The sequence below is a fragment of the Aquamicrobium terrae genome (genome assembly GCF_052978165.1).
The window spans coordinates 1,213,114-1,226,815 of the sequence record NZ_JBRKLZ010000001.1 but is presented as its reverse complement, the minus strand read 5'-3'; the positions used below and the strand labels follow the sequence as shown (position 1 = coordinate 1,226,815).

Here is a 13,702-nt window from a genome sequence, read left to right as displayed (position 1 = left end):
TGTGACAGTAGCGTGATATGGCGTGATCGGCAACAAAGCTACCCTTGCCATGTCCATTTACGCTGGGGCCTGCTCCTGAACGGCGGCGATCAGCGCGTGCGGGTCGAGCGGCTTGGTCAGGAAGCCGGTGGCGCCATGGGCAAGCACGGCGTGCCGGGTCTTTTCCTGGCTGTCGGCCGACAGCACCAGGATGGGGATGGGGGCAAGGCCGCGGGCCTCTTCCTGGCGCCGGATATGGGCGATGGCGTCCATGCCGTCCATCACCGGCATGTGCAGGTCCATCAGCACGACATCGTGGCGGCGGCCGCCGCCGGCCGCCGCCAGCGCTTCCACTGCCTCCTTGCCCGTGCGCACCACTTCGACGCGATGGCCGGCCTTGGTGAGGCTGGTGCGGGCCAGCATGGCGTTTATCTCGTTGTCCTCGGCGATCAGCACCGAGAGCCCGCCGCCGCTGACGCGGGCGACGCGGCCTCCGTCGGGCTGCTGCGGCTGCGGTGCGGCCGGCATCAGGGACCTGCCGGCGATCAGCACCCGAAGCAGGGTTTCGCCGCGCACCGGGCGGGCGAGGAAGCTGACATAGCCGCTGGCGCGGTATTCGGCGAGCTTGCCCCGGTCGGTCGAGGCGATCAGCGTGATAGCCTGGCTGGTGGCGAAGCCGTCTCTGCGCAGCCTTTGCAGCAGGCGACCTTCGCCGCTTTCCAGCACCGCGTCCACCATCAGCGTGTCGCAATCGGCGGACAGCGCGAGCGCCCGGGCGGGCGTGTCGGCCACCTCGGCGACGCCGCCGAGAACGCGGATGGACTGCGCGATCACTTCCGCCTCCACCGTGTTCGGCGACAGGATCACCACCTTGCGGCCGGCAAGCATGTCGTCACTGTCGTGTGGCGGGTCGGTCGCCTCGGTCGCCGGCAGTTCGAAGATGAATTCCGTGCCCTTGCCCGGCGTGCTCGCCACCGAGATGGTGCCGCCCATGGCCGCGACGAGGCGCTTGGAAATGGCAAGCCCCAGCCCGGCGCCGCCATGCCTGCGGGTCGAGGTGCCGTCGACCTGCTCGAATTCGAGGAAGATGCGCTCGAGGTCGGCCGGCCGCATGCCCGGGCCGGTGTCGACGACGCTGAAGCGGATGCGGTCGATGTCGCGATGCCGCTGGCGGGTGATGGTGAGCGCGACGCCGCCGTCGTCGGTGAACTTGATGGCGTTGCCGAGCAGGTTGAGCAGCACCTGCCGCACCCGGCCGGGATCGGCGGTGATCATCTGGGGCACGTCGGGGCCGACGCGGCAGCCGAGGCCGATGTTCTTGCCGTAGGCACGGGCGGCCAGAAGCTCCACGACGTTGTCGGCCAGCTCGCGGATCGACACGGGCTGCGGCTCCGGGTCGAAGCGGCCGGCCTCGATCTTGGAATAATCCAGAAGGTCGTCGATCAGCGCCAGCAGGGCGCTGGCCGAGGTGGAGACGGCGTTGACATAGGTTCGCTGCTCCGGCGACAGCCTGGTGTCGGACAACAGCCTCGCCATGCCCATGATGCCGTTCATGGGCGTGCGGATTTCATGGCTCACGGTGGCAAGGAAGCGGGATTTGGCCTGATTGGCGAATTCGGCCCGTTCGCGGGCGGAGATCAGCGAGGCCTCGGCCTGCTTGCGGGCGGTGATGTCGCGGGCGATGGCGCGATGGGAAACGGTGCCGCTGTCCTTGTCGCGCACCGACAGTTCGATCCATGAGAACCAGCGGAGGCCGCCGGCGGTGCGGATGGCGACATCGGTGGAACTGAGGCACTCGCTGTCGGCGAAGGCGGCATCCGGCACGACACCCACTTCGACGCCAAGATCGGAAAGCATCAGGCCGGTGAGGTCGTTGACGTCCATGCCGATCAGGTTGGCGAAGACCTTGTTGGCATAGACGATGGTGCCCTGACGGTCGCGATGGACGACAAGGTCGCCCAAAGCGTCGATGAGGCCGTGGAAGCGCTCCTCGCTTTCCTGCATCTCCCACATGCGATCGGAGAGCGTCTCGAGCTCGGCTCGGGCAAGGGCGACGTCATGGCCATGCTGGCGCTCGGCACGGCGTTCGCTCGTCCTGAGATGCTGGTGCAGGAAAAGGCCGCTGAGCCCGGCCGCCAATATGCCGAGGCTGAGGAAGACCGGCGCGCCGGTGAGATGCGCAAGCCCGGCCAGCAGCAGGACAGCCGCATAGGTGACGAAGGCCAGCCCTCTGGGAATCGCCGGGGCAAGAGCCCCCGGTGCGTGCTGTTCCGCCGGCAGAGGTGCCGGCCCGACAGGCGCGGGAAACAGCCGGGCGGCTTTCGCCCCCCAGTCGTCCGGGTTCGTTCGTTTCGTGGCGATCTCCGCAACCATGCCGGGAACCATGGCAGATACACGTTAGGGAAGATTTCGGCGGATCGCTCGCATTTTAGCGTTTGCATAAAAACGAGCAAAGCGCGCTACATATCGACCACCACGCGCCCCCTTATCCGGCCTTCCACGATGTCGCGGGCGGCCTCGGTGATGTCGTCGAAGCCGATGGTGCGCGACAGCGCGGAAAGCTTGCCAAGGTCGAGGTCGCTGGCGATGCGCCGCCAGGCCTCGAGCCGCAATTCCTTCGGCGCCATCACCGAATCGACGCCGAGCAGGGAGACGCCGCGCAGGATGAAGGGCGCGACGGACGCCGGCAGGTCCATGCCGCCGGCCAGCCCGCAGGCGGCCACGGCGCCGCCATAGGCGGTCATGGACAGCACATTGGCGAGCGTGTGGCTGCCGACGGAATCGATGCCGCCGGCCCAGCGCTCCTTGCCGAGCGGCCGCGCGGGGCCGGACAATTCCTCGCGCTCGATCACCTCGGCGGCGCCGAGCTCGTGCAGATAAGCCGCCTCGGCGCTGCGGCCGGTGGAGGCGACGACATGATAGCCGAGCCCGGACAGGATGGAGACGGCGACCGAGCCGACCCCGCCCGCCGCGCCGGTGACGACGACCGGCCCGCGCTGCGGCAGGACGCCGTGGCGCTCCAGCGCCATCACGCACAGCATGGCCGTGTAGCCGGCGGTGCCGACCGCCATGGCGTCATGGGCGCTGATGCCGTCCGGCAGCGGCACCAGCCAGTCGCCGCTGACCCGGGCGCGTCCGGCATAGGCCCCGTAATGGACCTCGCCCACGCCCCAGCCGTTGAGGATGACCTTGTCGCCCTTGCGCCAGTCGGGATGGTCGGAGGACAGCACCGTGCCGGCGAAGTCTATGCCCGGCACCAGCGGCCAGCGCCGCACCACCGGCGCCTTGCCGGTGATCGCCAGCCCGTCCTTGTAGTTCACCGTGGTCGCTTCCACGGCCACGGTGACGTCGCCTTCCATGAGGTCGGCTTCGGAGAGTTCGGTCACCTCGACGGTCTGGTTCTTGTCCTCGTCGCGCGATATCAGGATGGCCTTGAAGGTTTCCGGCATGTCTTCTCCCCATTCTCAGGGGGAAGAATGCGACGCAGGCCCTCCGAAATCAATCGTTCGAAGGTCTTGCCTCGCGCCGCCAGCCGACGAATTCCTCCAGCACCACCAGAATCGCGCCGATGCTGATGAAGACGTCGGCAAGGTTGAACACGGCGAAGGACCAGCTCGGCGTGGGGAAGAGGATGTAATCGACGACATGGCCGTAGACCGCCCGGTCGATGACATTGCCCATGGCGCCGCCGAGGATCATCGCGAAGCCGAGGCGGGCGAAGAGCTGCCCCGGAGAACTGCGGAAGGCGAGATAGACGATGAAGGCCGACACGACGAGCGAGATGACGATGAGCCCGGTATCGCCGAAGGAGGACAGCATCGAGAAGGCGATGCCGGTGTTGTAGGTGCGAAACAGCGCCAGGAACGGCAGCAGGTCGATCTTCTCCTGAAAGGGAAGGCCGGTTTCGACCAGATATTTGATCCATTGGTCCAGCGCCATGGCGGCGACCGTGAGCACCGCATAGGGAACGAGCGTCCTGGCTGCGCCTGTCTTTTCGGGTGCGGGGGTCACGGGGAAGGCCCCTCCAGCTTGAGTGCGTCGCGGCGGATTTCGAACAGCATCACGCCGGTGGCGACGGCGAGATTGAGCGAATCCGCCCGCCCTGCCTGCGGAATGCGCAGCAGCCGGTCGCAGCTTGCCGCCAGATCGTCGGGCAGGCCCTGCTGCTCGTTGCCCATCAGGAGCAGGACGGGTTTGCCGGAGAAATCGACCGAGCGATAGTCGACCGCGCCTTTCAGATGCGTGCCGGCGACGAGGCCGGGAAAGCCCTTGCGCCAGGCAAGGAACGCCTCGGCGCCGGCCTTGGCGACAGGCACGGCGAAGATGGAGCCCATGGTGGCGCGCACCGTTTCCAGCGAAAAGGGGTCGGTGGTGTCGCCCACGAGGATCACGCCCTTCGCGCCGACCGCATCAACGGTGCGTATGACGGTGCCCAGATTGCCCGGATCGCGCACCCGGTCGAGCGCCACCCAGACATCGCCCTTGGCGGGGCGGATGTCCTTCAGCGGCACGAGGCGCTGCGTGAACACGCCCACCACCATCTGCGGATTGTCGCGGCGGGTGATGGAGGACAGCACCTTTTCCGAGACTTCCAGCACGTCGCCGCCGGCGGCAACCGTGCGCGCCGCGACCTTCTCGACCGCCGGATTGCCGCGCCCGGCCTTGGCGAAGATCAGCGTGCGGATTTCCCAGCCGAGATCGAGCGCGTCGATGACCAGCTTCAGCCCTTCGGCCATGAAGGCGTTGTTCTGGTCGCGGAATTTCTTCAGCGCCAGCGCCTTGATGTCCTTCACCAGCGGATTGGAAAGGCTGGTGACTTCCTTGACCCGGCCGACCGGGCGTCGTCTCTCATGTTCGCTCATCTGGCGACCCATCTGGAAAAGAGCGAGGTGGAAAGGGCGCGGCCGGCCGACTGCTCGCGGATGATCAGTTCGCCGGATTCGACGGTGCCGCCCATGCCGGCGAAGGTGTCGCGCATCAGGGCATGGATGGCGAAGAACGAGGCGCGGATCGAATAGGCGGTGAGCACCACGGCCAGCGGCTTCGGCGTCAGGATCGAGCGGCAGATGTCGGCAAGCGCCGGAAGATGCTCGAACAGTTGCCAGACCTCGCCCTTCGGCCCGCGCCCATAGGCCGGCGGGTCGAACAGGATGATGTCGTAGCGGCTGCCGCGACGCTCCTCGCGCTCGGCGAATTTCATCGCGTCCTCGACAATCCAGCGGATCGGCTTGCTGGTCAGCCGGGCCACTTCCTGGTTCTCGCGTGCCCAGCCGATGGCCTTCTTCGAGGCATCGACATGGGTGACCTCGGCCCCGGCGCGGGCCGCGACCAGCGAGGCGAGGCCGGTATAGCCGAACAGGTTCAGCACTTTCACCGGCCGCCGGGCGTTCTCGATCAACCCGGCCATATGGTCCCAGTGCGAGGCCTGTTCGGGAAACACGCCGACATGGCGGAAGGAGGTGAAGCGGCCGAGATAGTCGATGCCGTCATGCTTCATCGGCCATGTCTCGCCGAGCGGATTGCGCGGGAAATGCCAGCGGCCGATGCCCTCTTCATCCGTGTTGCCGGTGAAGATGGCGTCGGCGCGGCTCCATTCCTTGTCGGGCAGGGCGGGACGCCAGATGGCCTGCCCCTCCGGGCGCACGATGCGGTAGGGGCCGTATTGCTCCAGCTTGCGGCCGTCGCCGCTGTCGAGCAGGGCATAATCGGCGTTGGGCGCGACCTCGAGGATCAGCGGCAGCTTTTCCGCCGGCAGCGCGCCTTCGCGGCGAACGAGCTGGCGCTTCGGCTGTGGCGGTGCCTCGTGCTCCCGTTCGGGGCGCGGCCTTGCCTCCTGGCTTCTGTTGCGCGTGGCTTTCAAGCGAATGCTCCGGTGGAAATGTGCCTGCGCTTCTGCCATAGCGGCCGTCGAGCCGCAACATGCGGGGCTTTGGGCGGGATACACGATCATGAGAACCAGCGGGAAAACAGCTTTCATCGCCGCATGCGCTTTGCTGTGCTGTCTGCCTGCATGGCAAGCGGGGGCCGAGGACATGAGCGAAACCGAAGTCGAGGCAGGTCGCGAACGGCCCGCTGAAAGGCGCCATGCTGTTGCCGCCGCAGGCCGCGGGGCGGTCGGTGGTGGTCATCATCCCCGGGTCCGGCCCCACCGACCGTGACGGCAACAGCCCGATGGGCATCGAGGCCGGCTATCTGAAGATGCTGGCCGAGGCCCTGGCCGAAAAGGGCATAGGCTCGATCCGCGTCGACAAGCGCGGCATGTTCTCCAGCAAGGGCGCGTTCGCGGACCCCAATGCGGTGCTGTTCGACGACTATGCCGGCGACGCGCTCGCCTGGCTCAAGGTTGCGCGGGAGAAGACCGGCGCCGATTGCGCCTGGCTGCTCGGCCACAGCGAGGGCGGGCTGGTGGCGCTGATCGCGGCGCAGGAGGCAGGGCCGGACCTGTGCGGGCTGGTGCTGGTGTCGACGCCCGGGCGGCCGCTGGGCGAGGTCCTGCGCGAGCAGTTGCAAGGCAACCCGTTCAACAAGCCGATCCTGCCGCAGGCGCTTGCGGCCGTGGACGCGCTGGAGCGCGGCGAGAAGGTGGATACGGCCACGCTTCCACAGGTGCTTCAGCCCTTGTTCGGGGATCAGGTGCAGGATTTCCTGATCGACGGTTTCAGCCGCAGGCCGGCCGAACTGATCGGCAAGCTCGAAGTGCCGGTGCTGATCGTGCAGGGCGACAACGATCTCCAGGTGCGGATGGCGGATGCCAAGGCCCTGTCGCAGGGGCAACCGGCGGCGGAGCTGAAGGTCATTGCCGGCATGAACCATGTGCTGAAATCGGTGCCGCCGGGCGACATCGCGGCCAATCTCGCTTCCTACGGCGACCCGAAGCCGCCGCTGGCGCCGGGTCTGGCCGATGCGGTGGTGGATTTCGTAAGCCGCAGGGATTGAGGGCTGGTCAGGTCCTCAACGCCTCATAGACGGCGACCCCGGCGGCGAGGTCTTCCAGCGCCGCGCCGACCGATTTGAACAGGGTGATCTCGTCGGCCGAGCTGCGGCCCTTTTTCTCGCCGCGCGCCAGTTCATGCAGATCGGCGAGGATGTCGCTTTCGGCGAGGACGCCGGAAGCCAGCGGCTGGACGATGTCGCCGGCCTCCTTGGTGGCGCCGGTGCGGGTGTCGACGAACACGCTGGCGCGGCGGATGGTGTCGTCGTCGGCCTCGCGCATCTGCGGGGTGAAGCCGCCGACCAGGTCGACATGCGCGCCGGGCTTGAGCAGCGCGCCCTTGACCAGCGGCGTCTGCGAGATGGTGGCGCAGGAGACGATGTCGGCCTCGGCCAGTTCGGCGTCGAGATCCGTGGCGGCCTCGGCGGCCAGTCCTTCGGTACGCAGGTCGGCGGCGACCTTCTCGGCATTGGCCGGCGTGCGGTTCCAGATGCGGATCGTCCCGATCGGGCGAACGGCCGAATGCGCCTTGGCGAGGAAGGGCGACAGCGCGCCGGCACCGACCACCAGCAGGCGCGAGGCGTCCTCGCGGGCCAGATAGGAGGCGGCGAGCGCCGAGGCGCAGGTGGTGCGCCACTGGGTGAGGCGCTGGCCGTCGATGATCGCCTTCGGCTCGCCGGTCCGCCCGTCGAGCAGCAGATATTGCCCCATCACCGCCGGCTTGCCGATGGTGTTGTTGTCGGGCGAGACGGTGACGATCTTGACGCCGATATGGCCCTCGGCTTCGACGCCGACGCGCTTGAAGTCGGTCCAGGCCGGCATCAGCAAGAGGGTCGTTTCGCTGCCGGCCGCCCGTTCCACCGTGTGGTGGTGCCGGAGCGGCTGCACCGCCCCTTCGCGGAAGGCGGCGCGCAGCGTCTCGACCAGACCGGGAAAGGTCAGCGCGCGATCGACGTCGGCGGCCGAAATGGTCAACATCGCAAATCCCCCTGAAGATGCTTCGGCCGGAAAGGCCGGGTCAGTTGGTCGGCCGCGGCAGGACCGGGTCATTTCCCGCAGCCGGGGCCGGGCGGCCTGCGGCCTGCTTCAGGCTCTCGGCCTCGATGGCGCGCTGGCGGGCCAGCTTGCGGTAGCGGCCCTGCCGGAACCAGGTGGCCAGGCTGCCGATGATCAGGCCCAGCGCGAAGGCCGCGAACAGGAACACGAAGAAAGGCAGCGTGTAGGTCAGCGCCGGATTGCCGGGGTTGAACGGGTCGATGGTGAAGGGCACCGGCGCGCGGTTGGCGACGGCCAGCGCGATCAGCACGATGGCCAGCGGCACGAAAACAAGAACGAGGGCGAAGCGGTTGAACATGGCCTACTTCTCGTCGTTCAGCCTCTCGCGCAGTTCCTTGCCGGTCTTGAAGAACGGCACCCACTTCTCCTCGACCTCAACCGCCTCGCCGGTGCGCGGGTTGCGACCGGTGCGGGCGGGACGGTTCTTGACCGAGAAGGCGCCGAAGCCGCGCAGCTCGACGCGGTTTCCTTCGGCGAGGGCATCGGTGATCTCATCGAACACGGCGCTGACGATGTTTTCGACGTCGCGCAGGAACAGATGCGGATTGCGCGAGGCGATGATTTGCACGAGTTCGGACTTGATCATGCGGACGATCCCCTGACAGAAAACACGCGGTCGAAATTATGCAAATGATTTTATTTGCTTTTTTCACCCGAAAGGCGGGCTGTCAAGGGTGCCAGCGCGAGACCAGCCCGTCAAGGAACAGGCGCTCCATGCCAAGCTCCTTCAGCACGTCGCCGCTGGGCTCGGGCAGGCCGAGCGCGCGCGCCACCGTGCGGGCCAGCGCCTGCGACCATATCAGGCCCGTGGCGCCTTCCGAGGGCTTCCATTCGATGACCCTGAGGTCCGGGCCGACGCCCTGGCTTTCCAGCCATGCGACCGCTTCGTCCTCGCCGCCGAGGCTGTCGACCAGCTTGTTCTGCAAGGCCTGCCGGCCGGTGAAGATCGAGCCGTCCGCCAGGGTCAGCACCTGGTCGCGGGGCAGGGAACGGCGTTCGGCGACGAGACCGACGAACCAGTCGTAGCTGTCCATGATGAGCCGGCGCACCATGGCGCGCTCTTCCTCGGTGGTCGGCTTGAAGGGGGAGGGCGCGGCCTTGAGCGGCGAGGATTTCACCTCTTCCAGCTTGATGCCCATCTTGTCCATCAGCCCGGTGACGTCCGGATACTGGATCAGCACGCCGATCGAGCCGACGATCGAGGACTGGCGCGCGACGATGTGGTCGGTGGCGCTGGCGATCATGTAGCCGGCCGAAGCCGCCAGCGTGCTGACCTCCGCGACGACCGGCTTTTCGGCCGCGATCTTGCGGATCGCCTCGTAGATCGATTCGCCGCCGGTGGTCGTGCCGCCCGGCGAGTTGATCTGGACGATGACGCCGGCCACGCGCGACGATTTGCGGATCCGCTCCAGCCGCTCCAGCAGCTTGTCGTCCTGGGTGATGGTGCCTTCGATCTTGACCTTGGCGATGTGGGAGACGGCGCTCAGCCCGTCGTCGCGGAACCACGAGGCGATGCCGGCGATGGCGAGCGCGACGAGAACGACCGTCAAGGCCCGCCAGAAGGTCAATTTGCGCCGCAGTCTGCGCCGGTCGATCAGGTCATCGGCTCTTTGTGCCATGCTCGGCCTCTTTCCTCGGGATTGGCAGAGCCTATTTAGAGCATGGACGTGGCGGCGGCCACTGCTTTCACCATCCTCCCCGGCAAGGGGGCCTTGCCGGGCATTTGCGCCATCGTGTATCCTTATGCTGGTCATATTTTTACGTTTTTGGTCCATCCGGACTTGTTTAAGACGCCCCGCGTGCCGAATTACAGGGCGAGACGCGTGAGCTTCATTTGTAGAAAGTAGTGATTTGTCGCGAACGACAGACCCGATCGGCATGGAAGACATGCAGCCGATGCCCGGTGCGTCTCATGCCGGCGCCAGCGATCGCGCGGCGGCCTTCGGCCGCGCCCAGCAACATTCGCGCCGGGTGCGCAGGCTCAAATTCGTGGTTCCCGCCATCGCCATCGCCATGGCCGTCGCCTTCCCGCTCTATTCCTATATGATGGCGCCGGAAACGGTCCCCGTCTCCACTGAAAGCAGCGCCATCTCCGACGGCAAGCTGGTGATGTCCAATCCCAAGCTGGAAGGCTTCACCAAGGGCCTGCTGCCCTATGCGATGACGGCGGTGCGCGCCATACAGGACGTGACCAAGGAAGGGGTGATCGAACTGGAGGGGATAAGCGCCCGCCTGCCGATCAATGCCGAGACCACGGCGAAGGTCGATGCCGCCAACGGCACCTATGACCGTGGCAACAACACGCTCAACATCGACAGCGACGTCACCATCACCACGACGGACGGCATGGTGGCCAAGCTGAAATCTGCCTTCCTCGACATGGACAAAGGCAATATGAAGACGGAACAGCCCGTCGATATCAGCCGGCCAGGGTCTCGAATCACCTCCGACACGATGTCGGTGGAGAACAATGGCAAGGTCATGATATTCGAGAAGCGGGTTCGCGTGAACATCGACCCCGGCGCAAGCCGTGGGGAACAGAAGAAGAGCGGAGACAAGAATGCGACGCAGTGATTCGGCGAGGCTGGCTGTCCTCGCACCAGCGCTGTTGCTTGCCGTGGCGGGCTCCGCCCTTGCCCAGTCGGGCGCGACCGGCTCGATGCCGGGCCTGAAGCTGGCCGGCGACCAGCCGATCCAGATCGAGAGCGAAAAGCTCGAAGTGCGCGAGAACGAGAGCCTCGCCATCTTCACCGGCAATGTCCAGGTGGTTCAGGGACAGACCCTGCTCAAGGCCGGTTCCATGAAGGTGTACTATGTCAAGGACCAGCCCGACCAGTCGCAGCAGGCCTCCTCCGGCTCGGCCACCACCGGCACGGCGAACATCGACCGGCTGGAAGTCGACAACAAGGTCTACATCAAGTCCGACACCCAGGTCGCCACCGGTGATCGCGGCACTTTCGACATGAAGAGCGAGGTGCTGGTGCTGTCGGGTGACAAGGTGGTGCTGTCGGATGGCGACAATGTGCTGACCGGCTGCAAACTCACCGTGCAGATGAAGACGGGGCTTGCCCAGGTCGATGCCTGCGGCAAGCGGGTCATGATGTCGATCACGCCGGGTTCGCAGAAGAAGCCGTAGGATCGCGAATGCTTTCATTCCCCAAGCTGGGCAAAGCCGGCAAGCCGGCCGAACGGCCAAGAAGCAGTTCGGTTGCCGCCGGGCTGAAGGGCACGCTCATCGCCCGTGGCCTGAGCAAGAGCTACAAGGGCCGCAAGGTGGTCAACGGCGTGTCGCTCGGCGTGCGCGCCGGCGAGGCGGTTGGCCTGCTCGGCCCGAACGGCGCCGGCAAGACCACCTGCTTCTACATGGTCACCGGCCTGGTGCCGGTGGACGAGGGCACCATCGAGATCGACGGCTATGATGTCACTTCGATGCCCATGTATCGCCGGGCGCGGCTCGGCATCGGCTATCTGCCGCAGGAAACCTCGATCTTCCGCGGCCTGAGTGTCGAGCAGAACATCCGCGCCGTGCTCGAGGTCGTGGAAAAGAGCCGCAAGCAGCGCGAGAAGAACCTCGACGAGCTGCTCGAGGAGTTCCACATCAGCCATCTGCGCCATGCGCCGTCCATGGCGCTGTCCGGCGGCGAAAGGCGCCGCCTGGAGATCGCGCGGGCGCTGGCCAGCCGGCCGGCCTACATGCTGCTCGACGAACCCTTCGCCGGCATCGATCCGATCGCCGTGGCCGATATCCAGCAGCTCGTTCGCCATCTCACCCAGCGCGGCATCGGCGTGCTCATCACCGACCACAATGTGCGCGAGACGCTGGGGCTCATCGACCGGGCCTACATCATCCACGCCGGCGAGGTGCTGACCCATGGCCGGGCCGAGGAGGTGGTGGCCAACCCCGATGTGCGGCGGCTCTATCTGGGCGAGGGCTTTACGCTCTGACGCTTTGACCGGGCATCGGACCGGAAACCAGCCCGCTTTCCGATCCGATGTTTTCGCCGTCGCGGACGTCCCTTTTTGCCCCGCTTTATGATCCGGTAAAGGAATTAAGGGTCCGGCCGGCGGCCGGACACGTGGTTGCGCTTGACAAGCAAAAGCCGGGCCAGTTTCAATCGCTGGCCCGGAGAATTCGTTTCCGAAGCCGGCGCGAAGGGGAAACGCGGTACCAGATGGCGCTCTCAGCCAAGTTGCAGCTCAAGCAGACACAGTCGCTGGTGATGACGCCGCAACTGCTGCAATCGATCCGCCTCCTGCAATTCACCCAGGCCGAACTGGAGCGCTTCGTCGACGAGGAGGTCGAGCGCAACCCGTTGCTGGAGCGGGGGGAATCGGCTTCCGAAGATGTCGGGGAACCGGTGCGGGAGTCGGAAGCGGCCGTCGCGCGGGAGGCGGGCGACGACTGGTTCGGCAATGAGGCGGACCTGTCGGCGCAGACCATTTCCGATCGCCTCGATTCCTCGCTGGAAAACCTGTTTCCGGACGATCCCGGCCGCTCCGAACGGCTCGATCCGGCGCTGTCGACGCAATGGAAATCCGCCGCCGGCGGTGCCGGGGGCGGTTCCGAGAGCTTCGACCTGGAGGACCTGGCGGCGGCGCCGGTGACGCTGCGCGATCACGTCGGCGAACAGATCGCCTTTGCCTTCACCCAGCCGCAGGAGCGGCTGATCGCGGCCGAACTGGCCGACGGGCTCGATGAGGCGGGCTATCTGCGCACCGACCCGGCCGAGGCGGCCGAACGGCTTGGCGCGGACCCGGCCAGCGTTGCGGCGGTGCTGTCCCGTTGCCAGGGGTTCGATCCGCCGGGCCTGTTCGCCCGCGACCTTGCCGAATGCCTGTCGATCCAGTTGCGTGCCCGCGACCGGCTCGATCCCGCCATGCAGGCGCTGCTTGCCCATCTCGACCTTCTGGCGCGCCGCGACTTCCAGTCGCTCAAGCGCCTTTGCGGCGTCGACGAGGAGGACCTGCTCGACATGCTGGCCGAGATCCGGGGGCTGGACCCCAGGCCGGGGCTGGCCTTTTCCGGCGGGCCCAGCGAGGCGATCGTCGCCGATGTCGAGGTGCGCCCGGCCAGCGACGGCGGCTGGGCGGTGGAACTCAACCCCGATGCCCTGCCGCGCGTGCTCGTCGACCAATCCTATTTCGCGATCGTGTCGGGCCGCGCCCGCGATCAGGCGGAGAAGGATTTTCTGGGCGAATGCCTGCAAAGCGCCAACTGGCTGGCCCGCAGCCTCGACCAGCGCGCGCGGACCATCCTCAAGGTGGCCTCGGAGATCGTGCGCCAGCAGGATGCCTTCCTGGCCCACGGCGTGCGCCACCTGCGGCCGCTGAACCTGAGGACGGTGGCCGATGCCATCGGCATGCACGAATCGACCGTCAGTCGGGCGACGGCCAACAAATACATGCTCACGCCGCGCGGCGTGTTCGAGATGCGCTATTTCTTCACCGCCGCCATCGCCGCCTCGGATGCCGGCGAATCCCACTCCTCGGAAGCCGTGCGCGAGCGCATTCGCGAACTGATCGACGCCGAGCAGGCTGCCCATATACTTTCGGACGACACCATCGTGGACCTGCTCAGGAAGGAGGGTGTCGACATCGCCCGGCGCACCGTCGCCAAATATCGGGAGGGCATGAACATCCCCTCATCGGTGCAGCGGCGGCGCGAAAAACGGGCCCTTGCCGGCATCAAGGGCTGAGCACGGAGCATTTTCCACACTTTTGCGTTTCGTTGACAAG

The 13,702-nt window shown here is 66.6% G+C and carries 14 protein-coding genes; 5 read left to right on the top strand and 9 right to left on the bottom strand.

Features of this window, described 5'->3' with window-relative positions:
* Positions 1-57 precede the first annotated feature (57 nt).
* The 5 genes from ACVCNR_RS06110 to ACVCNR_RS06090 all read right to left on the bottom strand — a co-directional run bounded on the left by ACVCNR_RS06110 (position 58) and on the right by ACVCNR_RS06090 (position 5,878).
* The gene (locus ACVCNR_RS06110; protein ID WP_447074120.1) at positions 58-2,352 is read right to left on the bottom strand and encodes an ATP-binding protein; all 2,295 of its coding nucleotides are present in this window, start codon (positions 2,350-2,352) and stop codon (positions 58-60) included.
* Between the two features lie 86 nt (positions 2,353-2,438).
* Positions 2,439-3,428 carry an acrylyl-CoA reductase (NADPH) gene (gene acuI / locus ACVCNR_RS06105; protein WP_447074119.1) on the bottom strand — a complete coding sequence of 330 codons (990 nt, stop codon included), beginning with the start codon at positions 3,426-3,428 and terminating at the stop codon, positions 2,439-2,441.
* Between the two features lie 49 nt (positions 3,429-3,477).
* The gene (lspA, locus tag ACVCNR_RS06100) at positions 3,478-3,990 is read right to left on the bottom strand and encodes a signal peptidase II (protein ID WP_447074118.1); all 513 of its coding nucleotides are present in this window, start codon (positions 3,988-3,990) and stop codon (positions 3,478-3,480) included.
* A complete protein-coding gene (locus ACVCNR_RS06095) occupies positions 3,987-4,841 on the bottom strand; it encodes a TrmH family RNA methyltransferase (RefSeq protein ID WP_447074117.1) in 855 nt (284 codons plus the stop codon). The genes lspA and ACVCNR_RS06095 overlap by 4 nt, the downstream gene beginning before the upstream one ends.
* Positions 4,838-5,878 carry an RsmD family RNA methyltransferase gene (locus tag ACVCNR_RS06090; RefSeq protein WP_435521593.1) on the bottom strand — a complete coding sequence of 347 codons (1,041 nt, stop codon included), beginning with the start codon at positions 5,876-5,878 and terminating at the stop codon, positions 4,838-4,840. Before ACVCNR_RS06090 ends, ACVCNR_RS06095 begins: the two co-directional genes overlap by 4 nt.
* Before the next feature lie 185 nt (positions 5,879-6,063).
* On the opposite strand from ACVCNR_RS06090, the gene ACVCNR_RS06085 reads away from it, so the two are divergent.
* Positions 6,064-6,915: an alpha/beta hydrolase gene (locus ACVCNR_RS06085; protein ID WP_447074116.1), complete on the top strand. Its 852-nt coding sequence runs from the start codon at positions 6,064-6,066 to the stop codon at positions 6,913-6,915.
* A 7-nt stretch (positions 6,916-6,922) separates the two neighbouring features.
* On the opposite strand, the gene lhpI is transcribed toward ACVCNR_RS06085, so the two are convergent.
* The 4 genes from lhpI to sppA form a co-directional block, all read right to left on the bottom strand.
* Positions 6,923-7,888, bottom strand: coding sequence for a bifunctional Delta(1)-pyrroline-2-carboxylate/Delta(1)-piperideine-2-carboxylate reductase (gene lhpI / locus ACVCNR_RS06080; RefSeq protein ID WP_447074115.1), 966 nt, complete (start codon positions 7,886-7,888; stop codon positions 6,923-6,925).
* 40 nt (positions 7,889-7,928) lie between these two features.
* Entirely contained in the window at positions 7,929-8,264 is a 336-nt protein-coding gene (locus ACVCNR_RS06075) for a DUF1049 domain-containing protein (RefSeq protein ID WP_354197496.1), read from the bottom strand.
* Positions 8,265-8,267: 3 nt separating this feature from the next.
* Positions 8,268-8,552 carry an integration host factor subunit beta gene (locus ACVCNR_RS06070; RefSeq protein ID WP_354197494.1) on the bottom strand — a complete coding sequence of 95 codons (285 nt, stop codon included), beginning with the start codon at positions 8,550-8,552 and terminating at the stop codon, positions 8,268-8,270.
* Between the two features lie 82 nt (positions 8,553-8,634).
* Positions 8,635-9,585, bottom strand: a complete 951-nt coding sequence (sppA, locus tag ACVCNR_RS06065) for a signal peptide peptidase SppA (protein ID WP_447074114.1) — start codon at positions 9,583-9,585, stop codon at positions 8,635-8,637.
* Between the two features lie 232 nt (positions 9,586-9,817).
* Between sppA and lptC the strand changes: the two genes are divergently transcribed.
* From lptC to rpoN, 4 genes are all read left to right on the top strand, one after another.
* Positions 9,818-10,540, top strand: coding sequence for an LPS export ABC transporter periplasmic protein LptC (lptC, locus tag ACVCNR_RS06060; protein ID WP_447074113.1), 723 nt, complete (start codon positions 9,818-9,820; stop codon positions 10,538-10,540).
* Entirely contained in the window at positions 10,527-11,102 is a 576-nt protein-coding gene (locus ACVCNR_RS06055) for an LptA/OstA family protein (protein ID WP_447074112.1), read from the top strand. The genes lptC and ACVCNR_RS06055 overlap by 14 nt, the downstream gene beginning before the upstream one ends.
* An 8-nt stretch (positions 11,103-11,110) precedes the next feature.
* Positions 11,111-11,911, top strand: a complete 801-nt coding sequence (gene lptB, locus ACVCNR_RS06050; RefSeq protein ID WP_354197486.1) for an LPS export ABC transporter ATP-binding protein — start codon at positions 11,111-11,113, stop codon at positions 11,909-11,911.
* Positions 11,912-12,138: 227 nt separating this feature from the next.
* Entirely contained in the window at positions 12,139-13,662 is a 1,524-nt protein-coding gene (rpoN, locus tag ACVCNR_RS06045; protein WP_447074111.1) for an RNA polymerase factor sigma-54, read from the top strand.
* The last annotated feature ends 40 nt before the right edge of the window (positions 13,663-13,702 follow it).